Source organism: Pseudomonas sp. B12(2026) (assembly GCF_057767015.1).
On the sequence record NZ_CM173430.1, the window covers coordinates 766,766 to 791,051 of the forward strand.

Sequence of the window (24,286 nt, forward strand, 5' to 3'; positions counted from 1 at the left end):
TGGCAGGGCCGTAGGATGGGTGGAGCGGAGCGATACCCATGCTGCCGGTGTCGCGATCGATGGGTATCGCTTCGCTCCACGCCATCCTACGAAGAGCCGCTCCCAGCATGGAGCAGCCAAGGTTTCCGGCGCGCGCAGAGTCCCGTCAGGAGGCCGAGTGGAGGTATTGCGCAGAGGGGCGAGCGGCATGGATGCCGCGAGAGGCTTGAAGGGCCATGGATGGCCCTTGCAAGCCGACCCTCGGAGCGATACCGGAAGGAGGGCAGTCTGAGCGCAGCGAAGACCCGGATGTCGGGACGGGTCCTTTTGGTTCCTTTTGGGACGCCAAAAGGGACTCGCCCGGGAGGGCGAAACAAGAAGTCCCAGCACGCGCCGAAGCGGCGCAGAAACACCGATCACGAAGAACGGTGGATAACGCTTAGCGTTATCCACCTACGGAAAGCAAAAGCATCGCGGACGAAGTCCGCTCCTACGGAACGGGCAGTCTTGACGGAACGGGCGGCTTTTTCAGGAGAGACGGGGCGCCTAGCCTCCGTCCTCGATCAGCCCCGACTCTTGAGCCGATCGACGATCTGCGCCGAGAGGCTTTTCGTAGGAGCGGACCTTGTCCGCGATTGGCCCCGCTCAAGAGCTTCGCGGACAAGGTCCGCTCCTACGAAGAGCTGTCGCGGGAGGCCGCTCAGGGCAATTCCATCTCGTACCCCGCCGCCTTCAGCTCGTCGTAGGCGCGGTCCAGCTGGGCGCGCAGGGCTTCGGCGTTGGGCGCGCGGCGGGAGACGATCAGCTTGGTCGGCACGCTGTACAGGCGGTCGAAGGCCAGCGGCGGCATCTGCAGTTCGCGGAGGGCCTGTTCCACCGGCGCCTGGTAGTCGATCAGGTAGTCGCCGCGTCCGCGTTCGAGCATCTGCAGCGCCGCCACGTGGGTGCTGGTGCGGTGCAGGCTCAGTCTCAGTTGCGGGTCTTCCAGCAGGTCGGTGACCGGCTTCCAGTAGCTGTAGCCGCTGATCAGGATGATCCGGCTGTCGGCCAGGCCCTGCGGCAGCCGCGGTGCGGCGCGCGAGGGCAGGCGGTAGAGGTTGAGGTCGGCGTGGCCGAGGGTGCGCTCGCACTCCAGGGTGCTGTCGGCCAGCTCGGGCTTGCCGGGCGCGCCGGCCCAGAGTTGTACGCTGCCGTCCTGCAGGCCGAGGTACAGGCGCGCGCTGGGCAGCGAGCGGAAGTGCGCGCGGTAGCCGGCCTTGAGCAGGATGCGCCGGACCAGCTCGGCGCCGCTGCCGTGGGTGCTGCCGTCCGGGGCGGTGTAGGTGTAGGGCGGGAATTCGTAGTAGCCGACCTCCAGCGCCGGCAGCGGCCGCGGCAGGCGGTCGGCCAGGCTGGGGTTGTCGCTGGCGCTGGCATGTAGGCAGAACAGCGTGGCAATCAGCCAGGCAATACGGCGAAGGAGCATGGCTACCTGCGGTCAGGGGCGTTTCGGCCGGCGCAGCATGCGTCGGCGTTCGCGCGCTTGTCCAGCGGCGGCCGGCGCCGGCGTGCGGCAGCGCTCAATGCGGCAGCAGGAAGCGCGCGGTGAGCGGCAGGTGGTTGGAGATGCGCAGTGTGTCGCTGCGTCGCACGCCCGCGTCGATGCGGCTCAGGCGCGGGCTGTGGAACAGGTAGTCGAGGGTGCGGTCGGGGTTGTGCACGCGCGGGTCGTTGGGGAAGTGGGTGTACCAGCGTTCCTGGTCGGCGCCGCCGGATTCCTGCACCGCCGGGATCACCGGGAAGCGCGCCGCCAGCAGGTTCAGCTCGCTGTTGGCGCGGTAGGGCGCGCGCAGCACTTCGGGCAGGAAAGGATACTGGCCCAGCGGCAGCAGGCCGAGGTCGCCGCCCAGCAGCCAGGGTTGGCTGGTGGTTTGCAGGGCGTTGAGATGGGCTTCCAGGGCTTCGACCTGGCGCTGCGGGGTGTCGTCGCCGTTGGGGCGATTCAGCCAGGTGTTGATCACCCTGAGCTTGCCGCCGTCGCGGATCGGCAGCTCGCTCTGCAGCAGTGCCGGCTGCGGGGCGAACAGGCTCAGCAGCGGGATGGCGGAGCGCCGCGGCAGGGCGATGCGCTCGCCGGCGCTGATCTGGAAGCGGCTGAAGGTCACCAGCTTGCGCCCGGCGCTGCCGAACACGTGGGGGTTGGGATCGAAGCGCGCCTTCCAGTCGAAGGCGGCGCTGGAGCAGGGGTAGAGGTCGGCCAGGCGGGCGTCGAGCAGCGCCTGCTGGTCCTGCTTGCCGGTGGCCGCCGCGCCGTCGTCGACTTCCTGCAGCAGCAGGATGTCCGGCGCCTCGTCGCGGATCACCCGCACCACTTCGTCGAGGCTGTAGGCGATGTCCTCGGCGCTGGGCCGGGCGTCCGGCCCGGTGGTGTCGGGCAGGTCGTCCCAGAAGATGTAACGCTTGCCGGCCAGGTACTGGATGTTCCAGGTCATCACCTTCAGCACCTGCCCCGGCTGCAGTTGCGGCGCGGGGGCGCGGCACTGCGCGGCCACCGCCTCGCGCTCGGCGGGGCGCCAGGCCAGCAGCCAGGCGCCGGCGGTCGCGGCGAGGAGCAGGAGGATCAGGGCCAGGAACAGGATGCGGCGTGGCAGCGAGAGGTTCATCGAGCTTAGGGACTATCCTTGATGTGCGAGAGGATAGTGTCTGTGACCGCGCATTTCACCTGCGCGTTTCCTCCGCGAAGCATCCTGCAACCTTGAGGCGCGGCAGCGCCGGGAGGTTCGCTCCATGACCGAAGCGCTGATCGCCCAGCGCGGACCCTATGCGGTGGAGGTCCACGCCGGCGAAGAGTATTTCTGGTGCCGCTGCGGGCGCAGCGCCAACCAGCCGTTCTGCGACGGCTCGCACAAGGGCACCGGCCTGTTCCCGCTGAAGTACTGCGCCCCGCGGGACGAGCTGCTGTTCTTCTGCGGCTGCAAGCACACCCACACGCCGCCGTGTTGCGACGGCACCCACGCATCCCTCTGAGAGCCTGCTCAATGTCTGCCTGCACTTGCTCATGCGGCGTTAGAAACAGGCTCAAAATGCTCATTTACAGCGCGTAAACTGCGCTTTTTCGCCTGTTTCTGCCTTGCCTGAGCTGCGTTCGGCGAGACTTTGAGCAGGCTCTGAGGAGGCTGGCATGCCGCGCACACTTTTTGCCCGCCAGGCCTATCGGCACAAGGTGGTGCTGGTCACCGGCGGCTGCTCGGGGATCGGCCGCGCCCTGGCGCTGCGCTTCGCCCGCGCCGGCGCGCACCTGGTGATCCTCGACCTCGACCAGGCGGCGCTGGACAGCCTGGTCCAGCACCTGCGCGAGCACCTCAACGTCGAAGCGCTCGGCCTGCGCTGCGACATCGCCGACGCCGAGGCGGTGCGCCGCTGCGTGGCGCTGGCCATCGAACGCTTCGGCGGCATCGACGTGCTGGTGAACAACGCCGGCATCACCCACCGCAGCCTGTTCGCCGACACCGAGCTCGCGGTGTTCCAGCGGGTCATGGCGGTGAACTTCTACGGCGCGCTGCACTGCACCCAGGCGGCGCTGCCCAGCCTGCTGGCGCGGCGCGGGCAGATCATCGTGCTCAGTTCGCTGACCGGCTTCGCCCCGCTGCTCTACCGCAGCGCCTACAACGCCAGCAAGCACGCCCTGCACGGGCTGTTCGACACGCTGCGCATGGAGCTCGCCGGCAGCGGCGTGGCGGTGACGCTGGCCTGCCCCGGCTTCACCGCCACCGACCTGCGCAAGAACGCGCTGCTCGGCGATGGCTCGGTGATCCGCCAGCCGGCGGCGGTGCTGGGCAGCGAAGTGGCCTCGCCGCTCGACGTGGCCGAGGCGATCTACCAGGGCGCGCTGCGGCGCAGGCGGCTGCTGGTGCTGTCCAACGTCAACTGGCGGGCACGCCTCCTGGCGCGCTTCTTCCCGCGCCTGTTCGAGAAGCTGCTGGTGCCGAGGATGTCGGGGCTCAAGCCGGGGCAATGATCCGGCCAGGGCTGATGGCGCCTGTAGGCGCGAGCTTGCTCGCGAACAGCGCCGGCAGGCGCTCCAGGAGCATCGCGGAGAAGCTCCGCTCCTACGGACGATCCACGCGCCGCCCGGTGTCAGGCGGTGCTTTCGGGGTTCTCGGCGCTGAGGATGAAGATGCGGTAGGCCGCCACCGTCAGCAGCAGCTGGAAGAAGCCGCTGGCCGAATGCAGCATCACGCCGAGCCCGGGCGAATCCTGGGTGACCTGGGTGATCCAGCCTTCGGCCAGCCAGACCGGCGCGAGGATCGCCAGGGCGGTGGTGAGCAGCAGGAAGAAATGGCCCGCGGTCAGGCGGAAACTCTCGCGCATGGCGTCGATGGGCGACTGCCCGCGCTGCACCAGGAGGAACTCGGAGAAGGCCATCTTGACCATGATGAAGATGCCCGGCAGCACCATCAGCGACAGGCCGATCACGATCAGCAGCGACGTCAGCGCCGAGAGCAGGGCGAAGGCCGGCCACAGCCGCAGCGCGGCGTTCCACAACTCGCGGACGCCACGTTCGCGGCCTTCGCCACGGTCGATCAGGAAGAGGATCAGGCTCGCGGTGTACAGCGGATAGAACACCAGCCCGGCGGCCATGCCCCAGGGTGCGAAGTTCTGCGAGCCGGCGGCGACGTCGATCTGCCGTTGCACCAGCGTTTCCACGATGATCCACGGCAGGCACAGCGGCAGCAGCGTGCCGAGGTGGCGGGTGAAGAAGAACCAGGTATCGCGCAGGACGGAGATGGGATTCATCGGCATGGGAGACGGATCGACGGGCCTCGACTCTAACTTAAGCAAACCTTCAGTTGAAGGTAGGACATTTCCCACAGCGAAACTTGTTTTTTGCCCTGCCGAACCCATGTTCGGTTGAACATCCCGCTCCCTCGAGGCCTGTCATGAATTCCGAAGAGCAATCCCTGATCGATGGTCTGTTCGCCCGCCTGCGCGACACCGAGGCGCAGACCGCGCCGCGCGACGCCCAGGCCGAGGCGCAGATCAACCGGCATCTGGTGCAGCAGCCGGCGGCGCCCTATTACATGGCCCAGGCGATGCTGATCCAGGAAGCGGCGATCAAGCGCCTGGACCAGCGCGTCAAGGAGCTGGAGGCCCAGCAGGCCAAGGCCCAGGAGCAGCGCCCGAGCAGCGGCGGCTTCCTCGCCGGGCTGTTCGGCGGCGGCCAGAGCCAGGAGCAGCGTCCGGCCCAAGCGCAGCAGCGCCCGGACGGCTGGGGCCAGACGCGCTTCTCCCAGCCCGGCGGCAGCGCCGGTTACGCCAGCAATCCCAACGCCGGCAACCCCAATGACTGGCGCCCCGCGGCGCCCGCCCAGGCCGCGCCGCAAGGCGGCGGCTTCATGCGCGGCGCACTGCAGACCGCGGCCGGCGTGGCCGGCGGCATGGTGGTGGCGGACCTGCTGACCGGCATGTTCCACCACAGCCAGCCGCAGGAGATCGTCGAGGTGATCCGCGAGGAGGCGCCGGCGCAGCCGGAACCCTCGAATTCCGACGATTCGCTCTCCGGCGGCGAGCACTACGCCGACAGCGGATTCAGCGACGCCAACTACGACGACGGCGGCGATTCCGGCTTCTTCGACGACGACGGCGACATGTTCAGCTGATCCGCCGGGACTGGCGGGGGCCGGGCACACTGTCGATAATGCGCCCCCGCCGTTCGTGTCCCGGAGCCCTCGTTGAAGACCATCGCCCTGTTCGCCGACGTACAGAATCTCTACTACACCGTGCGTCAGGCCTACGGCTGCCACTTCAACTACGCCGCCCTGTGGGCCGAGCTGAGCGCCCAGGGCAGCATCGTCCAGGCCTACGCCTACGCCATCGACCGCGGTGACGCGAAGCAGCAGCAGTTCCAGCAGATCCTGCGCAAGCTCGGCTTCACCGTGAAGCTCAAGCCCTACATCCAGCGCAGCGACGGCTCGGCCAAGGGCGACTGGGACGTGGGCATCACCATCGACATCCTCGACGCCGCGCCCAAGGTCGACGAAATCGTCCTGGCCTCCGGCGACGGCGACTTCGACCTGCTGCTCGAACGCGTCCGCGCCGGCGGCACCGAGGCCACCGCCTACGGCGTGCCCGGCCTCACCGCCCAGGCGCTGATCCGCGCCGCCAGCCGCTACGTGCCCATCGAAGGCGCGCTGCTGCTGCGTTCCTGATCCTTGCGGCTACAATGCCGCCCATTCCCGACTGCACCTGCGAGCGCTCCATGACCTTCGCCTCCCTCGGCCTGATCGACCCCCTCCTGCGCGCCCTCGACGGGCTCGGCTACCAGACCCCGACGCCGGTCCAGGCCCAGGCGATTCCCGCCGTGCTCAAGGGCCGCGACCTGCTCGCTGCCGCCCAGACCGGCACCGGCAAGACCGCCGGCTTCGCCCTGCCGCTGCTGCAGAAGCTGCTGCAGGAAGGCCCGCAGGTGGCCGCCAACTCGATCCGCGCGCTGGTGCTGGTGCCGACCCGCGAGCTGGCCGAGCAGGTCCACGAGAGCTTCCGCGCCTACGGCCAGCACGTACCGCTGCGCACCGCCGTGGCCTACGGCGGGGTCAGCATCAACCCGCAGATGATGAAGCTGCGCAAGGGCGTCGACGTGCTGGTGGCGACCCCCGGCCGGCTGCTCGACCTGTACCGGCAGAACGCCCTGAAATTCACCCAGCTGCAGGCCCTGGTGCTGGACGAGGCCGACCGCATGCTCGACCTGGGCTTCGCCCGCGAGCTGGACGAAGTCTTCGCCGCGCTGCCGAAACGCCGGCAGACCCTGCTGTTCTCCGCGACCTTCTCCGACGCCATCCGCCAGATGGCCCGCAACCTGCTGCGCGACCCGCTGACCATCGACGTGGCGCCGCGCAACACGGCAGCCAGGACGGTCAAGCAGCATCTGGTGACGGTGGACAAGAAGCGCAAGGCCGAACTCTTCCTGCACCTGCTGCGCGAGCAGGGCTGGCGCCAGGCGCTGGTGTTCGCCAAGACCCGCAAGGGCGTCGACGAACTGGTCGGCCTGCTGCAGGCCGAAGGCATCCGCGCCGACTCGATCCACGGCGACAAGCCGCAACCGGCGCGCCTGCGCGCGCTGGCGCGGTTCAAGGCCGGTGAGGTGGACTTCCTGGTCGCCACCGACGTCGCCGCCCGCGGTCTGGACATCGAGGAGATGCCGCTGGTGGTCAACTTCGACCTGCCCATCGTCCCCGAGGACTACGTGCACCGCATCGGCCGCACCGGCCGCGCCGGCGCCAGCGGGCAGGCGATCTCGCTGGTCTGCGCCGACGAAGTGCAGCAACTGGCGGCCATCGAGACGCTGATCGGCCAGACCCTGCAGCGCCGCGACGAAGACGGCTTCGAGCCGGACCACCGGGTGCCCGTCACCGCGCCGGGCGGGCAGGTGCTGAAGAAACCGAAGAAGCCCAAGCAACCCAAGGTGCCGGACGGCAAGCCGGGCAAGGTCCACCTCGGCGCGCTGCTGGACGACAAGCCGCAGGTCAAGGCGGTGCGCAAGGCGCCGGGGTTTGGGCTGGGGGGCAAGGCGCCCGCCGGCAAGGGCGGTGGCGTGGGCAAGGCGCCGGCGGGCAAGCGCAAGCCGGCACGCTGACCCGCCGGGATTCTCGCGCCTGGGGCTTGTGCTTATAGTGCGGGCTCCATTGGCGAGGGCCCGAGTCATGACCTCCTACAGCCAGAAGTTCCTCAAGGACTGGACCCGCGGCTCGATCCAGGTGCTCGAGCGGCCAGTGGGCCAGGCGCAGCTGGCGGCGCTGGGCCGCTGGTTGCAGACGCTCTGCCCGGTGGACTACCTGGTGCTGTTCGTCTACCAGGGCAGCTACCGCCCGGTGGCGCTGTTCGACAGCTTCCCGGCGGACCGCCAGCGCTATTTCGTCGACGACTACCTGCGCGGCCCCTACCTGCTCGACCCGTTCTACCTGGCCTGTACCCGTGGCCAGGCGGAGGGGTTGTACAGCCTGCGCCAGTTTGCCCCGGACCATTTCTACCGCGGCGAATACTTCCTGACCTACTACCGGCGCCTGGGCCTGAGCGAGGAGATCGCCTACTTCGTCGAACTGCCCGACGACACCCGCGGCGTGCTCTCGCTGATGCGCGCCAGCGAGCGGCCAGCCTACCTGGGCCATGAGCTGGAACTGCTGGAGTGCGCCGGTGCGCTGGCCGGCCAGGTGGTGCAGCGGGCCTGGGAGCAGCATCGCGGTGGCCGGCCGCGCGCCGAGCAGGAACGCGACCACGCGATCCAGGCGGTGTTCGACGGCTTCGGCGCGCACCTGCTGACGCCCCGGGAACGGCAGATCGTGCAATTGCTGCTGCGCGGCCATTCCAACCAGTCGGTGGCCGAGCAACTGGTGATCACCCCCGGCACCGTGAAGATCCACCGCAAGAACCTCTACGCCAAGCTCGGCATCGGCAGCCAGTCGGAGCTGCTCGGCCTGTTCATCCGCGATCTCGCCGAGCTCGGCCCCGGCGCCTGAGTCTCCCGCTGCCTCTATCCCCAGGGGGATATGTTCCCCGCCAATCGCCGGTTGCTAGCGTAGCCCCACGCTCGTAACCGATGCGTGCGGCTGCCTGACAAGAACAACAAAAGACGGAGTGGGAGAGCATGAGCGAGTTGAAGCTGAATCGGCGCCTGGGGTTCTGGGCGGCCTACTCGACCTCGGTGGGGCTGGTGGTATCCGGCACCGCGATGGTCGCCCTGGGCAATGGCTATGGCGTTTCCGGCCCGGCGTTCAGCCTGGTGGCGCTGGGCGCGCTGGTGATCATCCTGTGCGTGGCCATGTCCTACTCGGAGCTGGCGGCGATGCTCCCCGGCGCCGGAATGGTCGGCGAATACACCCTGCCGGCGCTGGGCAAGCTGCCGGCGCTGTTCGCCGTGCTGGCCGGCTACATCGTGCTGGTCGGCACCGACGGCGGCACCAACATGATCATCGGCGGGCAATCCCTGGAGCGCCTGACCGGCGTGCCCTGGTACGCCTGGTCGCTGCTCCTCCTGGCCTTCCTGGTGATCATCAACCTGCGCGGCATCGAGTCCTTCGGCCGGGTCCAGACCAGCCTGGCGCTGTGCATGATGGCGCTGCTCGGGCTGCTGGGCGCCTGGGGCCTGAGCGGCATCGGCACCTTGCCGCCGCTGGCGCAGCAGCCGGCGTTCTCGGCGCTGGGCTGGAGCGAGCAGGCCAGCCACCTGAGCCTGGCGATCTGGCTGTTCATCGGCATGGAGTTCGTCGCGCCGCTGGCCGAGGAGGTCAAGCATCCGGGGCGGACCATCCCGCTGGCGATGATCGTCGGCTGCGCGAGCATCTGGCTGGTGGACCTGCTGTTCGGCCTGGGCATCACCCGCTACATGGCGCTCGACGCGCTGGCCGCCTCGACCATCCCCCACGTCGACGGCGCCGCCGCCATGCTCGGTACGCCGGGGCTGGTGATCATGGGCACGGTGTCGATCCTGGCGGCGGTGACCACCTGCGACACCTACCTGGTGGCGGTGCCGCGGATGCTCTACGGGCTCGCCCGCGAGGGCCTGTTGCCCAAGGTGTTCTGCTGGTTGCACCCGACCGCGCGGACGCCCTGGTTCGGCATCTTCTTCGTGGTCGGCCTGGTGCTCATCGTGATCGGCTACGCGATGCTCAACGCCGCCGACATCGGCCTGATCACCATGATGATCGGGGTTGCCTGCACCACCTGGCTGATGTCCTACCTGATCGCCCAGGTCGACGTGCTGATCCTGCGGCGCCGCTACCCGCAGGCACCACGGCCGTTCCGCACGCCGTTGTATCCGCTGCCCCAGCTGATTGGCATCGGCGCGTGCCTGTACATGATCGGCACCCTGGTCGGTGATCCGCAGGTGCTCACCATCGCGCTGTGTTCCTCGCTGCTGATCGTCCTGTTCGCAGTGGTCTACCTCAAGCGCACCGGCCAGCGCCTGTTCAGCCCGATACCGCTGCAGGACATCCTCCACGGCATCAGCCAGCGCAGCGAGCAGGATGACCGCGCCGCGCCGGGCCACGCCTTCCCGTCGGCGGAACACCTGAAGCTGCGCTGAGCGGGGAGCCTTCCATGAATCTCTACCGGATCGTCGATCGGCGGGCCGCCGCCGTGCTGCGCGCCACCGCCGGGCGTTTCACCGAGTACCTGGGTTTCGTCGAGTGCGACGGCCGCCAGCAGGCCCTGCCGGGGCATGCCCTGCTGGCGGATGCTCTGAGCCTGGAGCAGCGCGTCGTGCGCCGCCTGTTCGGCCGCCTCTACTGCCTGCGCTGGCAGGCACGCCTGGCGCTGGACCTGGGCGGCCAGCCGCTGCAGCTGAGACTGCGCCATCGCGGCTGGAGCCGCCGCAGCCTGCGCGTGCAGTTCGACGGCGGCGCCAGCGGCCATGCCCTGGCCGCCGCGTTGAACGCCGACGCCGAGCTGCTGGCGCTGTGCCGCAGCCTGGAACTGGTGCGCCTGACGCTGCGCTACGACCCCGTCGCGCAGCGCTGCGACTTCGAGCTGCGGCCCAGCTACGGCGACTACGTCTGGGTGCTCCTGCCACCCCTGAACTACGTGCGCCAACCGACACCGTCAGAGGTCAGCGGCAGCGTGCTGCTGATCGAGCGCCTGTGCCGCGATCTGCTGAGCGCGTCATCCACTGCCTGTCGGCACAGCTTCCGTCATCCATCCATCCGTCAGCCTGCCATGAGGAAATCAGCATGAACGAATTGCCGAGCACCATGACCGCCGCCGTCCTGCGCGAACTGGGCGGCCCCCTGCGCCTCGAACGTGTCCCGGTGCCGCGCCCGGGGGCGGGGGAAATCCTCGTCCGCGTGGCGGCCTGTGGCGTCTGCCACAGCGACGTGCACGCCTGCGACGGCGATTGGCCGACGCCGCCGATGCTGCCGCTGATCCCCGGTCACGAGGTCACCGGCCACATCGTCGCGCTGGGCGAGGGCGTGACCGGCCTGGAGCTGGGCGACGCGGTCGGCGTGCCGTGGATGTACAGCGCCTGCGGTGCCTGCGAGTACTGCCGGGCGGGGATGGAAACCATCTGCCGCGCCGGCGAGGCCACCGGTTACAGCAAGCCCGGCGGTTACGCCGAGTACATGATCGCCCCGGCCGCCTTCGTCGCCCGCGTACCGGAGGGGGTCGACCTGTACGCGCTGGCGCCCATCCTCTGCGCCGGCGTCACCACCTACCGCGGCCTGAAACGTTCCGGCGCGCGCCCCGGCCAGTGGCTGGCGGTGATCGGCATCGGTGGCCTGGGGCACGTCGCCGTGCAGTACGCCCGCGCCATGGGCATGCGGGTCGTGGCGCTGGACGTCGCCCCGGAGAAACTGGAGCTGGCCGCCAGCCTCGGCGCCGAGCGGGTCTTCGAGATCGGCTCCGACCCGCAGCGGGCGATCCAGGAGGAACTGGGCGGTGTGCACGGCGTGTTGGTGACCGCCACCGCTGCGCAGGCCTTCGAACTCGCCGTCACCCTGCTGCGTCCGGGCGGCACGGCGATCTACATCGGCCAGCCGGGCGGCCGCGCCGACCAGGTGCGCAGCTCCATCGACCGCGTGGTGAACTGGGAACTGTCGATCCGCGGCTCCAACGTCGGCACCCGCCAGGACCTGCACGAGGCGGTCGAGTTCGCCGCGCGGGGGCTGGTCAAGGCGCAGGTGTCGATGACTCATCTGGACGCGATCGGACAGATATTCGACGACATCCGCCACGGCCGGGTGGTGGGCCGCAAGGTCCTGAAGATCGCCTGAGGAGGGCACGATGCGCGAGCGACTGTATATCGACGGGCAGTGGACCCGTCCGGCCCGGGACGGCCGATTCACCAGTTACGACCCCGCCACCGGACAGCCCCTGCGGGAGGTGCCGGCGGCGACCGAGGAAGACGTCGACCACGCCGTGCGCGCGGCGCGCCAGGCGTTCAATCGGGGCTGGGGACAGAGCCGCGGCGCGGAGCGCGCCGAGTGGCTGGAAGCCCTGGCCGACGAGCTGGAGCGCAACCAGGACGGCCTGGCCGAGCTGGAGGTGCGCGACAACGGCAAGCCGCTGCCGGAGGCGCAGTGGGACGTGGCCGATGCCATCGGCTGCTTCCGCTACTACGCCGGGCTGGCGCGGGAGCTGGACGGCCGTCAGGACCAGGTCCTGGCGCTACCCGACGAGCGCTTCCGCTGCCGCATCCGGCAGGAGCCGGTGGGCGTGGCCGGGCAGATCATCCCGTGGAACTACCCGCTGCTGATGGCGTCGTGGAAGGTCGCCCCGGCCCTGGCGGCCGGCGCCACCTGCGTGCTCAAGCCGTCCGAGCTGACGCCGTTGAGCGCCCTGGAACTGGCCGCTGCGGCGGACGCCGTGGGGCTGCCGGCGGGCGTGCTGAACGTGCTGCCGGGGCTGGGCGCGGAGGCCGGCGGGCCGCTCAGCCAGCACCCGGGGGTGGACAAGCTGGCCTTCACCGGCAGCGTGCCGACCGGCTCGCGGATCATGTCGGCGGCGGCCCAGGACATCAAGAATGTCAGCCTGGAACTGGGCGGCAAGTCGGCCTTCATCGTCTTCGACGACAGCGATGTCGAGGCGGCGGTGGAGTGGATCCTGTTCGGCATCTTCTGGAACCAGGGCCAGGTGTGCAGCGCCACCTCGCGGTTGCTGGTGCAGGAGGGCATCGCGCCGCGGCTGATCGAGCGTCTGGTGGAGGCGACCCGTGCCATCCGCATCGGCAACGGTCTTTCGCCGGGCGTGCTGCTCGGGCCGCTGGTCAGCCAGGGGCAGTACGACAAGGTGCTCGGTTTCATCGAGCAGGGCAGGGCCGGCGGCGCCCGCCTGCTCACCGGCGGACAGCGCCCGGCGGGGCTGGACGAGGGCTGGTTCGTCGAACCGGCGATCTTCGACGAGCCGGCCGAGGACGCGACGGTCTGGCGCGAGGAAATCTTCGGCCCGGTGCTCTGCGTGAAGCGCTTCAGGACCGAGGCCGAGGCACTGCGGCTGGCCAACGACAGCCGCTTCGGCCTGGCTGGCGCGGTGATGTCGGGCGATCCGCAGCGCGCCGCACGGGTGGCCGACGGGCTGCGCGCGGGGATCGTCTGGGTCAACTGTTCGCAACCGACCTTCACCCAGGCGCCCTGGGGCGGCATGAAGCAGAGCGGCATCGGCCGCGAACTGGGTGTCTGGGGGCTGGAGAACTACCTGGAGGTGAAGCAGGTGACCGAGTATGTCTCCGACCAGCCGTGGGGGTGGTACCTGAAGTAGTTGGGAACGTAGGGCGAATAATGCCTAAGGCGTTATTCGCCGTTCTGGTCGGTGTTTCTGCGCCGCTTCGGTGTGTGCTGGGAGATATTGTTTCGCCCTCCCGGGCAAGTCCCTTTTGGCGTCCCAAAAGGAACCAAAAGGACTCGTCCCGACATCCGGGTCTTCGCTTCGCTCAGACTGCCCTCCTTCCGGCATTGCTCCGAGGGTCGGCTTGCAAGGGCCATCCATGGCCCTTCAAGCCTCTCGCGGCATCCATGCCGCTCGCCCCTCTGCGCAATACCTCCACTCGGCCTCCTGACGGGACTCTGCGCGTGCCTGAGATTCCTCTGCTGTCGTAGGAACGTAGGGTGGATAAGGTTCGACGTTATCCACCGCTTGGCCCTGTGCCCGAGTGCGGCTCAGAGCGGTCGCTGCATGTAGCGGTGGCTGGCGACGCCGGGCAGTGTCGAGGTGCGCTCGACCTGCACGCTGAAGCCCAGGCGTTCGTAGAGTGCCTGGGCCCTGGGGTTGGCCACCGAGACGTCCAGTGCCGCCATCGGCAGGCCGGCGTGGCGGCCGCATTGCAGGAAGTGGTCGATCAACTGGCTGCCCAGCCCTTCGCCGCGCAGGCCCGGAGAGACGCCCAGGTGCGCCAGGTACAGCGTGCGCCGGGGCGGCGGGCAGATGATCCGTTCCAGTTGCAGGCCACGAACGATCACCCTCGGCGCGCCGAGTCCGAAGTAGCCGAGAATCTGGCGCATGGCCGCGAGCATGTAGCCAAGGTTCACCTCGCCGCCGAACATCGTTCCCGCCGCCACCACTTCACCGTCGCGCTCGCCGACCCAATGCTGGCGCCAGCCGAACTGCCCGCCGCCCTGGAGGAAGGCATGGCGCAGGAAGTCCTGGGCGCTGTTGCGGCCGGGACGGGCGAAGGCGTAGTCGAAGGCGTCGGGGCCGGAGCTGTAGATCAGCGGGATGGCGGCGTCGACATCATCGGGGCGGGCACGGCGGAAGGTCAGTGGCATGCAGGTGACTCCTGGGTGGGAGTCGAGAATCTAGCACCATGGTTCCAAAAAGTGCAGCGCTCAGCCTTGCGCTTCGAGCCACTTCAGCGCGCCGAGCCCGGCGGCGCGGCCGCTGGCGAAGCAGGCGGTGAGCAGGTAGCCGCCGGTGGGGGCTTCCCAGTCGAGCATCTCGCCGGCGCAGAACACGCCCGGCAGCGCCTTGAGCATCAGGCCCGCGTCCAGCGCCTCGAAGGTCACGCCGCCGGCGCTGCTGATGGCTTCGTCCAGCGGGCGAGCGCGCGCGAGGGTCAGCGGCAGGGCCTTGATCAAGGCGGCCAGGCGCTGCGGATCGGCGTAGTCGGCGGCGGTGGACAACTCCCGCAGCAGCCCGGCGCGCACGCCGTCCAGGCCGAGGCGGCCGCGCAGGTGGTTGGCCATGGACTTCGAACCGCGCGGCTGCGCCACGGCTTTCGCCACCTGTTCCAGGCTGCGGTTGGGCAGCAGGTCGAGCTGCACCGTGGCGCTGCCGTGCTGTTCGATGCGCTCGCGGATGGCGGCGGACAGCGCGTAGACCAGGCTGCCCTCGATGCCGCCGGCGGTGACGACGAACTCGCCCTGGTGCGAAGCCTGTCCGTCGAGGGCCATGGCCACCGGCTTGACCGGCGCGCCGGCGAACTTGTCGCGGAAGAACCCGCTCCAGCCTTCCACCTCGAAGCCGCAGTTGGCCGGGCGCAGCGGCGAGATATCCACACCCCGTTCGCGCAGCAGCGGCACCCAGGCGCCGTCGGAGCCCAGGCGCTGCCAGCTGCCGCCGCCCAGGGCGAGGACCACGGCGTCGGCGGCGATGCGGCGCCGGCCCTCCGGGCTGTCGATCAGCAGGGTGCCGTCGGCGTCCCAGCCGAGCCAGCGGTGGCGGGTGTGGAAGGTCACGCCGGCCTCGCGCAGGCGCTTGAGCCAGGCGCGCAGCAGCGGCGCGGCCTTCATGTCGGTGGGGAAGACGCGGCCGGAGGTGCCGACGAAGGTGTCGATGCCCAGGCCATGGATCCACTGGCGCAGCGCCTGGTTGTCGAAGGCGTCGAGCAGCGGCGCGAGGTTCGCGGCGCGCTGGCCGTAGCGCGACAGGAACGCCTCGCGCGGCTCCGAATGGGTGATGTTCATGCCGCCCACGCCGGCCAGCAGGAACTTGCGCCCGACCGAGGGCATGGCGTCGAACAGCTCGACCCTGACTCCGGCGCCGGCCAGGACTTCGGCGGCCATCAGGCCGGCGGGGCCTGCGCCGACGATGGCGGCGGTGCGGGGTGCGGGGGCGGAGGTGTGAGTCATGCGGCGGCCAGGCGGGAAGGTGCGATCGGGGCGCAATTCTAGCGCAGCGGCCCGGCGCTCCGGCTGAACATTTTCCAGCCAGTTGCGCCGGACGCCGCGCGCATCGGCGCTGCACGCGCTTTCCCGCAGCTTATCCACAGGCTGCTCCACAGTTGCCGTGGACAACCTCGGACGCGGTCGCCTGAAGGCACCGGATCATCCCCGTGAGCGGCTCACCAGAAAGATCCTACAAGTGAAGGGGAATGCGCCGGATTCGGGCGCTTTTGTGAATCCGTCAGCATGCCGGCCTGTTGCAAAAAGGGCCTGTCTGTCTATGAAAGTGCGTGATTATCTCCGCTCCCACGAAGCTCACCTGTGGAGCGAAGGCAGCGATACGCGGGTACGCGTGAATGGCGTGGATATCGTCATTCAGAGCCTGCCCAGCGATGAAATCCGTAGCCTGCTGAACCAGGCCGTGGCGCAGATGCTGGTGCGCCTGGAAAGGAACCTCGCGCAGTCGCCGCTGAAGCTCGAGCGGAAGCTGCTCGAACGCATCGCGTTGCAGGTGGCGCTGCACAACCTTTACCTGTTCACCCTCTGGAACCGTTTCCTGCCGCGCCATCTGGAGCGCGCCGGCCCCCTGCAGGCCCAGGAGCTGCTCATGCACCACGTACCGGAGCAGGTGCTGGGTGTCTGCGAGAAGGTCTTCGGCGCGGACGGCCAGCAGTACGCCGCGGCCCTGCTGGGCTACTCCGAGACCGAGTGGGAGCGCTGGGAGCAGGGGCGCGCGCCGTCGCGCATGTGCACCAACAATTCGCGCTACCGCGTCAGCTGAAACTCCGCCGCCACCCGGCCGGCGCTGTGGTGCAGGATGCCGTGGCGCCGCGCCAGGGCCTGGCGGTCCTTGTCGTAGCCGCCGCCGATCACGCCGACCACCGGGATGTCGCTGGCAAGGCAGCGGCGGATGACGTGCTCGTCGCGGGCGGCGAGCCCGGCGTCGGTGAGCTGCAGGTAGCCCAGGGCGTCGTCCCGGTGCACGTCGACGCCGGCGTCGTAGAGCACGATGTCCGGCTGGTACAGCGGCAGCAGGTAGTCCAGCGCCTCTTCCACCACCTTCAGGTACTGGGCGTCGCCCAGGTGCAGCGGCAGGGGGATGTCCCAGTCGCTCTGCGCCTTGCGCGCCGGGAAGTTCTTCTCGCAGTGCAGCGAGACGGTGACCGCGTCCGGCACGTTTTCCAGGATGCGCGCGGTGCCGTCGCCCTGGTGCACGTCGCAGTCGAAGATCAGCACGCGGTTGGCCTTGCCGCTTTCCAGCAGGTAGAGGCTGATCACCGCCAGGTCGTTGAAGATGCAGAAGCCCGAGGCGTGGTCGTGGTGCGCATGGTGCGTGCCGCCGGCCAGGTGGCAGGCCAGGCCGTGCTTCAGCGCGAGTTCCGCGCTGAGCAGCGAGCCGCCCACCGCGCGCACGGTGCGCCGGGCCAGCGCTTCGCTCCAGGGCAGGCCGAGGCGGCGCAGTTCCTCGCGGCCCATCTCGCCGCTGCAATAGCGCTCGATGTAGGCGCGGTCGTGGGCCAGGGCGAGGATATCCACAGGGCAGGGTTCCGGGCGCAGCAGCTCGGTGTCGCGGGTCAGTCCGCTGTCGACCAGGTGATCGCGCAGCAGGCGGAACTTTTCCATCGGGAAGCGGTGGTTGTCCGGAAACGGCGGACTGTAGTCGTCGTGGTAGACCAGGGGCAGCGGCATGGCGTCGGCGGGGCGAAGGCGATGCGCCACAGGGTACGTCGCCGGGGCAGGCGGATGAAAGGGCCGGCCGTGCGCCGGCCCCGAGGGGCCTGATCGATTGCGCCCGTTCCGACGGATTGCCGCCTGCGTGCCTTTCGCCGGGTATCATGTACGTCTTCGATGAACCGCGATGCCGCCGATGGACATTCCCAGCCTGAGCACCGGGCGCCTGCTCCTGCGACCCTGGCGCGCCGCCGACCTGCCGGCCTTCGCCGCGCTGAACGCCGATGCCGAGGTGATGCGCCACTTCCCCGCCTGCCTGAGCCGCGAGGACAGCGACCTGCTGGCCGCGCGCGTCCTGCTGCACTTCGACGCGCACGGCTTCGGCCAGTGGATAGTCGAGCGCCGCGACGACGGCGCGTTCATCGGCGTGCTCGGCCTGCAGTGGGTGCCCTTCGAGGCGGCGTTCACTCCGGCGGTGGAAATCGGCTGGCGCTTCAACCGCGCCTACTGGCGGCAGGGCTACGCGCTGGAAGCGGCGCGCGCGGTGCTGGATTTCGCCTTCGATTCGCTGGGGCTGGCGGAAGTGGTGTCCTTCACCGTGCCGGCCAACCTGCCGTCGCAAGGGCTGATGCAGCGCCTGGGCATGCAGCGGGACGAGGCCGGCGACTTCGAGCATCCGCGCCTGCCGGAAGGCCATGCGCTGCGGCGGCACGTGCTCTACCGGATTCGTCGGCCATGACACCCGCAGACGGCGTGCGCGCCTACCACGCGCTCAGCAGCCACCGCCCGGAGCGCTTCGCCCCCGGCCCCGGCCAGCTCGACTGGGCGACCCAGCCGGCGCCGTTCCGCCGCTATGCCGGCGCGCGCGTCATCGAGCTGCTGCAGCGGCCGCAGGAAGAGTCGCCGGGTTACGACGAGGTGTTCGCCGGGCCCATCGGCCAGCCCGCGCCGCTGACCCTGGAGAGCCTCTCGCAGCTGCTCTACGACAGCCTGGCGCTGTCGGCCTGGAAGGAGGCCGGCGGCAGCCGCTGGGCGCTGCGGGTCAATCCGTCCAGCGGCAACCTGCACCCGACCGAGGCCTATCTGCTGCTGCCCCCGGGGGCTGTGGATAACCCCGCGCTGCTGGCGCACTACAGCGCCGACGAGCATGTGCTGGAGGTGCGCGCCGAGCTGCCCGCGTCATTGGCCGGCGGACTGGACGCGGCGCTTCCGGCCGGCGGCTGCCTGCTGGCGCTGGCCAGCATCGCCTGGCGCGAGGCCTGGAAATATGGCGAGCGCGCCTACCGTTACTGCAATCACGACCTGGGCCATGCGCTGGCCTGCCTGGGCATCGCGGCGGCCATCCAGGGCTGGGAGGTGCGTCTGCTGCGCGGCGTTGCCGAGGCGCGTCTGGACGCCGTGTTCGGCCTCGACCGCGGCGGTTTCGACGAGCGCGAGTGCGTGGACGCGCTGCTGTGGGTCGGTCCGCCGCAGGCCGCTGAGTTCCCGCTGCCCGATACCTTGCTCAAGGGCCTCGCCGATCTGCCGCTGAGCGGCACGCCCAATCGCCTGTCGCGGGACTACCGGCACTGGCCGGAGCTGGAGCGTGTGCATCCGCTGTGCCGCGCGCCCGCGCTGCCGGTGCGGGACTGGTCCGCGCAGGAAGCCGAACCCGCCGTGGATAACCCCGGCCTGCCACTGCGCCCGATCCTCCATCGCCGGCGCAGCGCCCAGGCCATGGACGGCCGCAGCGGCATCCAGGCCGAACTGCTCCATGCCTGGCTGCGCCGCCTGCTGCCGGAGCGCTCGCCGGTGCCGTTGGCCTGCACTGGCGAGCCGGCGCGCATCGACCTGCTGCTGTTCGTCCACCGCGTCCAGGGCCTGGCGCCCGGGCTCTACTGGCTGGGCCGCAGCGGCCGCGCGCCGGGCGGCCTGCGCGAGGATTTCCAGTGGCAACCGGCCGGCGACTCGGGCCTGCCGCTGTACCGCCTGCTGGAGGGCGATGCGCGCGGGCTGTCCGCCTTCCTCTCCTGCGGCCAGGACATCGCCAGTGACGGCTGCGTCGCCTTCGCCATGCTCGCCGACCTCGACGCCGCCCTGGGCGAAGGCGCCTGGACCTACCCGCGCCTGTATTGGGAAGCCGGGCAGGTCGGCCAGCTGCTCTACCTGGAGGCCGAGGCGGCGGGGCTGTCGGGCACCGGCATCGGCTGCTATTTCGATCCGGCGCTGGACGAATTGCTCGGCGGGGGGCCGGACTGCCCGGTCAGCCTCTATCATTTCACTATCGGCCGCGCGGTATGGGACGAACGCCTCACCAGCCTTCCCGCCTACCCGGCGCCGCGCCGCCTCCCACTTCAGCAAGACCGCAATTGAGGAAACCACGCACATGACCCAGATCCTGGACAACCTGGTGGCTCTGCTGGGCCTGGAGCCTATCGAGGAGAACCTGTTCCGCGGCATGAGCCAGGACCTCGGGTTCCGCCAGCTGTACGGCGGGCAGGTGCTCGGCCAGGCGCTGTCGGCGGCCAGCCAGACGGTGGCCCCGGAGCGCCACGTGCATTCGATGCACGGCTACTTCCTGCGCCCGGGGGATGCCAGCAAACCGGTCGTCTATCAGGTCGACCGCGTGCGCGACGGCGGCACCTTCAGCACCCGCCGCGTCACCGCGATCCAGAAGGGCCAGCCGATCTTCGCCCTGAGCACCTCGTTCCAGACCGACGAGGAAGGCTTCCAGCACCAGATCCCGATGCCCGACGTGGTCGGCCCGGAGAACCTGCCCACGGACCTGGAGCTCAAGCAGCGCAGCGCCGAGCAGTTCCCCGAGCTGATCCACGACAAGCTGCTCTACCCCAAGCCCATCGAAATCCGCCCGGTGACCCAGAACGACCCCTACGAGCCCTCCGTCGGCGAGCCGGTGAAGTACCTCTGGCTGCGCGCCGACGGCAAGCTGCCGGACGTGCCGGCGCTGCACAAGTACATCCTCGCCTACGCCTCGGACTTCGGCTTCCTCACCACCTCGCTGCTGCCCCACGGCCGCTCGGTGTGGCAGAAGGACATGCAGGTCGCCACCATCGACCACTCCGTGTGGTTCCACCGCGACCTGCGCGCGGACGAGTGGCTGCTCTACGCCATCGACAGCCCCTGGGCCGGCAATGGCCGCGGCTTCGTGCGCGGCAGCATCTTCAACCGCGATGGCCAGCTGGTCGCCTCGTCGACCCAGGAAGGCCTGATCCGCCACCGCGAGGACTGGGCATGACGCTTGGCATGCTCCTGAGTGAAGTGCGTCACTGGGTGTTCGACATGGACGGCACCCTGACCCTGGCGGTGCACGACTTCCCGGCGATCAAGCGGGCCCTGGGCATTCCCCAGGAGCACGACATCCTCACTCATCTGGCCGCGCTGCCGGAGGACGAGGCGGCGGCCAAGCACGCCTGGCTGCTGGAGCACGAGCGCGAACTGGCGGTGGCGTCCACCGCGGCGGCCGGCGCGGTGGAGCTGGTGCGCGCGCTGCACGGCGCGGGCTACCGCCTCGGCATCCTCACCCGCAACGCCCATGAGCTGGCGCTGATCACCCTGGATGCCATCGGCATCGGCGATTGCTTCCGCAGCGAAGATATCCTCGGCCGCGGCGAGGCCGAGCCCAAGCCCAGCCCGGACGGCCTGCTGCGCCTGGCGGCACGCTGGGACGTGGCGCCGCAGCGGATGCTGATGGTCGGCGACTACCGCTTCGACCTCGACTGCGCCCGCGCGGCTGGGGCGCAAAGCGCGCTGGTCAATCTGCCGGAGCACCTGCCGGAAAACCCCTGGCCCGAACTGACCGACTGGCACGCGCGCGATTGCGCGGAGCTGGGAAGGATGGCGGGGGTTTTGTAGGAGCGGACCTTGTCCGCGAATGGCGGGTGTGGCTTGCTCCTGCGGTTGCCGGGAAATGTGGCCTGTGGATCGTAGGGTGAGTTACCCGCCGTCTTGTTCGGTGTTTCTGCGCCGCTTCGGCGTGTGCTGGGACTCTTTGTTTCGCCCCCTCGGGCGACCTACTTTGTCAAACGCCACAAAGTAGGCAAAGGTCTCTGCCCCATCATCCGGCCCCGGCTTCGCCGGGGTTCCCTCGCTCCATCGGAGTTTCAGGGGCCCGCGTTGACGGGCCATCCCTGGCCCGACAACGCTCTCGCGGCATCCATGCCGCTCAACCCCTGAAACTCCGATTCCACTCGGCCTCCTGAAGGGGCGCTCCGGCGCGCGCGGAGATTCCTCTGGAAGTCTTCAAAAGCCAAATCCCAAAGCACAGCGTGCCCGGGATTTGCTCGTGTAGGAGCGGACCTTGTCCGCGAAGCTCTTGAGCCGGGCTGATCGCGGACAGAGTCCGCTCCTACAAAAGCCAATCCCACCGTAGGAGCGGACTCCGTCCGCGATGCTCTTGTTCTGCGTATGGGTAACGCGGAGCGGTATCCGCCTGATGGGTATCGCTTCGCTCCACGCCATCCTACGAAAAGCTGCTCCCAGCATGGAGCAGCCAAGGTTTCAGGCGCGCGCAGGGTCCCGTCAGGAGGCCGAGTGGAGGTATTGCGCAGAGGGGCGAGCGGCATGGATGCCGCGAGAGGCTTGAAGGGCCATGGATGGCCCTTGCAAGCCGACCCTCGGAGCAATACCGGAGCGAGGGGAGTCTGAGCGAAGCGAAGACCCGGATGCCGGGACGGGCCCTTTTGGTTCCTTTTGGGGCCCCAAAAGGGACTCGCCCGGGAGGGCGAAACCAAATCGCTCAGCACACGCCGAAGCGGCGCAGAAACACCCCAGCCCAAACAAAAGACAAAAGCATCGCGGAGAAGCTCCGCTCCTACGAAAGCGGTGCACCCTGTAGGAGCGGACCTTGTCCGCGATCCGCCGGCAGGGCCGGCGTCGAGCGGGTTCGCGAGCAAGCTCGCTCCTACGGAAAAGCGGTCCTTAAAGCTCCGGCGTCCAGGTTACCGCCAGCAGCGCGGTACGGCCCGGTTCCTGATACGGGCGGGGTTCGCCCATGAAGTCCATCGGGCTGGTCGGGCGCAGGTAGTCGCCCAGGGTGTAATCGCGGTCCAGCGCGTTATCCAGCTTCAGGTCGAAGCGCACCTCGTCGCTGGCCTGCCAGCTGGTGCGCAGGTCGAGCACGCCGTAGCCGGCGAGCTGGCGGGTGTTGGCCGCGTCGTCGTAGCGCTGGCTGACCGCGCGCCAGGAACCGCCGACGCCGTAGGCGCCGAACTGGCGGTCGAGGTCCAGGCTCAGGGTGCGGCGCGCGCGGTAGGGCAGGGTGTGGCCGCTGTCGCGGTCGCGCGGGTCGATCAGGCTCAGGCCGAGGGCGGCCTGCCAGCCCAGCACCTCGCGGGCGATGCTGGCCTCGAAGCCGTCGATGCGCGCCTTGGCGATGTTCTCCGGCTGGTTGCTGGCGCTGTCCCAGGCGATCAGGTCGTCGATTTCGGTGCGGTACAGCGAGGCTTCCAGCTGGGTGCCGGAAAAGTCGCCGCGCCATTGCAGTTCGTAGGTCTTCGAGGTTTCGGCCTTGAGATTCGGGTTGCCGGCGCCGGGGTAGTAGAGGTCGCTGAAGGTGGGGGCGCGGAAGCCTTCGCCGTAGCTGGCGATCCAGCTCTGGCTGTCGCCCACCGGCAGGCTGAAGGCGGCGTTCCAGCTGTTCTGGCTGCCGTAGGCCTGGTTGTCGTCGTGGCGCAGGCCCAGCTCGGTGCCGAAGCGGTCGCCCTTGAAGCTGTGCTGGGCGAAGAAGGCGTGGTTCTCGCGCTGGTCCTCGGCGAAGACGGTGGTGCCCTCGACCCGGTCTTCGTACCAGTCGGCGCCGAGGGTGAGCTGGTTGGCCGCGTCCAGTTGCAGGCGGTTGATCCAGCCGGCGGAGTGGCGGGTGGTTTCCAGGGTGCCGTTGTTCCAGCTGTCGGCGGCGCCCACGGCCTTGTTGCGGTCGAAGCTGCGGCCCAGCTCCAGGCGGCTGTTCCAGATGTCGGTCAACTGGCCGTCGAGGTAGGCGCTGTAGCTGCTGACGCGGAATTCGTCGCGCGGCGAGCCCGGTTCGAAGTTGTAGGCGTCGTCGTATTCGTTCTTGCCGCGCTGGTCGTTGAGGTTCAGGCCGGCCTTCCAGTCCTCGTTGAAACGGTGGTCGAGGTTCAGGTGCACGGCCTTGTTGCGCTGGGCGTCGTCGTCGCTGTCGGCGCCGACGTTGTCGCTGGTGCGGTCCCAGCCGTCGCGCTCGTCGAGGCTGCCGCCGAGGTTGAATGTGGTGCGCTGGTCGCCGCCGGACAGGTTCACGCTGCGCTCGAAGGTGCCGTGGCTGCCGGCCGCCAGGCGCACTTCCGGGTGCAGGCCGGCCTCGCCGCGGCGGGTGAAGATCTGGATCACCCCGCCGATGGCGTCGGCGCCGTACAGCGAGGAGCGCGGGCCGCGGGTCACTTCCACGCGTTCGACGTTGTCGATGCTCAGGTAGTCCAGGCGGGCGATGCCGGTGCTGGCCGAGGCGACGCGCTGGCCGTCGACCAGCACCAGGGTCTGCGCGGTGCCGGTGCCGCGCACGGAGTAGGAGATCACCCCGCCGGAGCTGCCGATCTGCACGCCGGGCACGCGCTTGAGCAGTTCGGGCACGCTGCGCACCTGCAGGCGCTCGATCTCCCGGCGGGTGTACACGCTGTTGGCGGAGGTGGCCTGGGCGCGCGGCTGGACCTGGCGGCCGGAGGTGATCACCAGGGCGGGCAGGGCGTAGACGTCGTCGGGCGCGACGCTGGCGTCGGCGCAGGCCAGGGCGGGCAGCAGGCCGGTGGCCAGGGCGAGTCGGGTCAGTTTCATGGAACGTCCTCAAAAGCGGTCGGATGACTTTCGAGGAGGGCGTGGCAAGGGCGGCGGGCCGCACTTGACGGTGCGGCCCTCCGCAACACCTGTCTGGGCGTTCGGGGGCGGTCTCCGGGCTGCCGACACCCACGCTCGCGGCCTTCCCATGCGGATGCACAGTGGCGGTTCGCAGCGCGGCAGGCCAGGGCCTGCGGTCGGTTACCGTTGCGGGGGCAGCGCAGGTCTTTCACCTGCTTCCCGTTACCTCGAACGAAAACGGGCGCACCTTAGTCGGTGCGCCC

At 69.5% G+C, this 24,286-nt stretch carries 22 protein-coding genes and 1 riboswitch; of the genes, 15 read left to right on the forward strand and 7 right to left on the reverse strand.

The features are described 5' to 3' along the window. Nucleotides 1–679: 679 nt before the first annotated feature. Both AC3B6A_RS03685 and AC3B6A_RS03690 read right to left on the reverse strand, forming a co-directional pair. Entirely contained in the window at nt 680–1,444 is a 765-nt protein-coding gene (locus AC3B6A_RS03685; protein WP_488400958.1) for a substrate-binding periplasmic protein, read from the reverse strand. Between the two features lie 94 nt (nt 1,445–1,538). Beyond that, nucleotides 1,539–2,621: an endonuclease/exonuclease/phosphatase family protein gene (locus tag AC3B6A_RS03690; RefSeq protein WP_488400959.1), complete on the reverse strand. Its 1,083-nt coding sequence runs from the start codon at nt 2,619–2,621 to the stop codon at nt 1,539–1,541. 124 nt (nt 2,622–2,745) lie between these two features. Here AC3B6A_RS03690 and AC3B6A_RS03695 point away from each other — a divergent pair, with 124 nt between their 5' ends. Both AC3B6A_RS03695 and AC3B6A_RS03700 read left to right on the forward strand, forming a co-directional pair. Then, nucleotides 2,746–2,985: a CDGSH iron-sulfur domain-containing protein gene (locus AC3B6A_RS03695; protein WP_488400960.1), complete on the forward strand. Its 240-nt coding sequence runs from the start codon at nt 2,746–2,748 to the stop codon at nt 2,983–2,985. Nucleotides 2,986–3,139: 154 nt separating this feature from the next. After that, nucleotides 3,140–3,976 carry an SDR family oxidoreductase gene (locus AC3B6A_RS03700; RefSeq protein WP_488400961.1) on the forward strand — a complete coding sequence of 279 codons (837 nt, stop codon included), beginning with the start codon at nt 3,140–3,142 and terminating at the stop codon, nt 3,974–3,976. Between the two features lie 119 nt (nt 3,977–4,095). Here the strand turns inward: AC3B6A_RS03700 and AC3B6A_RS03705 are convergent, their stop codons facing one another. Continuing rightward, nucleotides 4,096–4,755: a hypothetical protein gene (locus AC3B6A_RS03705; RefSeq protein WP_488403501.1), complete on the reverse strand. Its 660-nt coding sequence runs from the start codon at nt 4,753–4,755 to the stop codon at nt 4,096–4,098. A gap of 143 nt (nt 4,756–4,898) precedes the next feature. On the opposite strand from AC3B6A_RS03705, the gene AC3B6A_RS03710 reads away from it, so the two are divergent. From AC3B6A_RS03710 to AC3B6A_RS03745, 8 genes are all read left to right on the forward strand, one after another. Further along, nucleotides 4,899–5,618, forward strand: coding sequence for a DUF2076 domain-containing protein (locus tag AC3B6A_RS03710; RefSeq protein ID WP_488400962.1), 720 nt, complete (start codon nt 4,899–4,901; stop codon nt 5,616–5,618). A gap of 72 nt (nt 5,619–5,690) precedes the next feature. Next, nucleotides 5,691–6,167, forward strand: coding sequence for a LabA-like NYN domain-containing protein (locus AC3B6A_RS03715; protein ID WP_488400963.1), 477 nt, complete (start codon nt 5,691–5,693; stop codon nt 6,165–6,167). Between the two features lie 50 nt (nt 6,168–6,217). Next, entirely contained in the window at nt 6,218–7,591 is a 1,374-nt protein-coding gene (gene rhlE1 / locus AC3B6A_RS03720; RefSeq protein WP_488400964.1) for an RNA helicase RhlE1, read from the forward strand. 67 nt (nt 7,592–7,658) lie between these two features. Beyond that, nucleotides 7,659–8,471, forward strand: coding sequence for a LuxR C-terminal-related transcriptional regulator (locus tag AC3B6A_RS03725; RefSeq protein WP_488400965.1), 813 nt, complete (start codon nt 7,659–7,661; stop codon nt 8,469–8,471). A gap of 128 nt (nt 8,472–8,599) precedes the next feature. Continuing rightward, nucleotides 8,600–10,036 carry an APC family permease gene (locus tag AC3B6A_RS03730; RefSeq protein WP_488400966.1) on the forward strand — a complete coding sequence of 479 codons (1,437 nt, stop codon included), beginning with the start codon at nt 8,600–8,602 and terminating at the stop codon, nt 10,034–10,036. A gap of 14 nt (nt 10,037–10,050) precedes the next feature. Beyond that, a complete protein-coding gene (locus AC3B6A_RS03735; RefSeq protein ID WP_488400967.1) occupies nt 10,051–10,683 on the forward strand; it encodes a DUF3156 family protein in 633 nt (210 codons plus the stop codon). Beyond that, nucleotides 10,680–11,720 carry a zinc-dependent alcohol dehydrogenase gene (locus tag AC3B6A_RS03740; RefSeq protein WP_488400968.1) on the forward strand — a complete coding sequence of 347 codons (1,041 nt, stop codon included), beginning with the start codon at nt 10,680–10,682 and terminating at the stop codon, nt 11,718–11,720. Before AC3B6A_RS03735 ends, AC3B6A_RS03740 begins: the two co-directional genes overlap by 4 nt. Before the next feature lie 10 nt (nt 11,721–11,730). Beyond that, entirely contained in the window at nt 11,731–13,203 is a 1,473-nt protein-coding gene (locus tag AC3B6A_RS03745) for an aldehyde dehydrogenase family protein (RefSeq protein WP_488400969.1), read from the forward strand. A gap of 398 nt (nt 13,204–13,601) precedes the next feature. Here AC3B6A_RS03745 and AC3B6A_RS03750 read toward each other — a convergent pair whose 3' ends face one another. Beyond that, nucleotides 13,602–14,207 carry a GNAT family N-acetyltransferase gene (locus AC3B6A_RS03750; RefSeq protein WP_488400970.1) on the reverse strand — a complete coding sequence of 202 codons (606 nt, stop codon included), beginning with the start codon at nt 14,205–14,207 and terminating at the stop codon, nt 13,602–13,604. Between the two features lie 60 nt (nt 14,208–14,267). Next, a complete protein-coding gene (locus AC3B6A_RS03755) occupies nt 14,268–15,443 on the reverse strand; it encodes a TIGR03862 family flavoprotein (protein ID WP_488403502.1) in 1,176 nt (391 codons plus the stop codon). 379 nt (nt 15,444–15,822) lie between these two features. Here AC3B6A_RS03755 and AC3B6A_RS03760 point away from each other — a divergent pair, with 379 nt between their 5' ends. Next, entirely contained in the window at nt 15,823–16,323 is a 501-nt protein-coding gene (locus AC3B6A_RS03760; protein WP_488400971.1) for a hypothetical protein, read from the forward strand. Here the strand turns inward: AC3B6A_RS03760 and AC3B6A_RS03765 are convergent. Then, nucleotides 16,308–17,231 carry a histone deacetylase family protein gene (locus AC3B6A_RS03765; RefSeq protein ID WP_488403503.1) on the reverse strand — a complete coding sequence of 308 codons (924 nt, stop codon included), beginning with the start codon at nt 17,229–17,231 and terminating at the stop codon, nt 16,308–16,310. The genes AC3B6A_RS03760 and AC3B6A_RS03765 overlap by 16 nt on opposite strands. A gap of 178 nt (nt 17,232–17,409) precedes the next feature. Between AC3B6A_RS03765 and AC3B6A_RS03770 the strand changes: the two genes are divergently transcribed. Genes AC3B6A_RS03770 through AC3B6A_RS03785 form a run of 4 tightly spaced genes read left to right on the forward strand, consistent with a single transcriptional unit; the run spans nt 17,410 to nt 21,065 of the window. Further along, nucleotides 17,410–17,952: a GNAT family N-acetyltransferase gene (locus AC3B6A_RS03770; protein WP_488400972.1), complete on the forward strand. Its 543-nt coding sequence runs from the start codon at nt 17,410–17,412 to the stop codon at nt 17,950–17,952. Then, complete coding sequence (locus tag AC3B6A_RS03775) at nt 17,949–19,565, forward strand: nitroreductase family protein (protein ID WP_488400973.1); 1,617 nt, start codon at nt 17,949–17,951, stop codon at nt 19,563–19,565. The genes AC3B6A_RS03770 and AC3B6A_RS03775 overlap by 4 nt, the downstream gene beginning before the upstream one ends. Before the next feature lie 13 nt (nt 19,566–19,578). Beyond that, nucleotides 19,579–20,448, forward strand: a complete 870-nt coding sequence (gene tesB, locus AC3B6A_RS03780) for an acyl-CoA thioesterase II (RefSeq protein ID WP_488400974.1) — start codon at nt 19,579–19,581, stop codon at nt 20,446–20,448. Nucleotides 20,449–20,456: 8 nt separating this feature from the next. Continuing rightward, nucleotides 20,457–21,065, forward strand: a complete 609-nt coding sequence (locus AC3B6A_RS03785; RefSeq protein ID WP_488400975.1) for an HAD family hydrolase — start codon at nt 20,457–20,459, stop codon at nt 21,063–21,065. A gap of 1,065 nt (nt 21,066–22,130) precedes the next feature. On the opposite strand, the gene AC3B6A_RS03790 is transcribed toward AC3B6A_RS03785, so the two are convergent. After that, on the reverse strand, nt 22,131–24,002 hold the full coding sequence (locus tag AC3B6A_RS03790) for a TonB-dependent receptor domain-containing protein (protein ID WP_488400976.1): 1,872 nt from the start codon (nt 24,000–24,002) through the stop codon (nt 22,131–22,133). Nucleotides 24,003–24,107: 105 nt separating this feature from the next. Continuing rightward, nucleotides 24,108–24,286, reverse strand: a riboswitch (cobalamin riboswitch).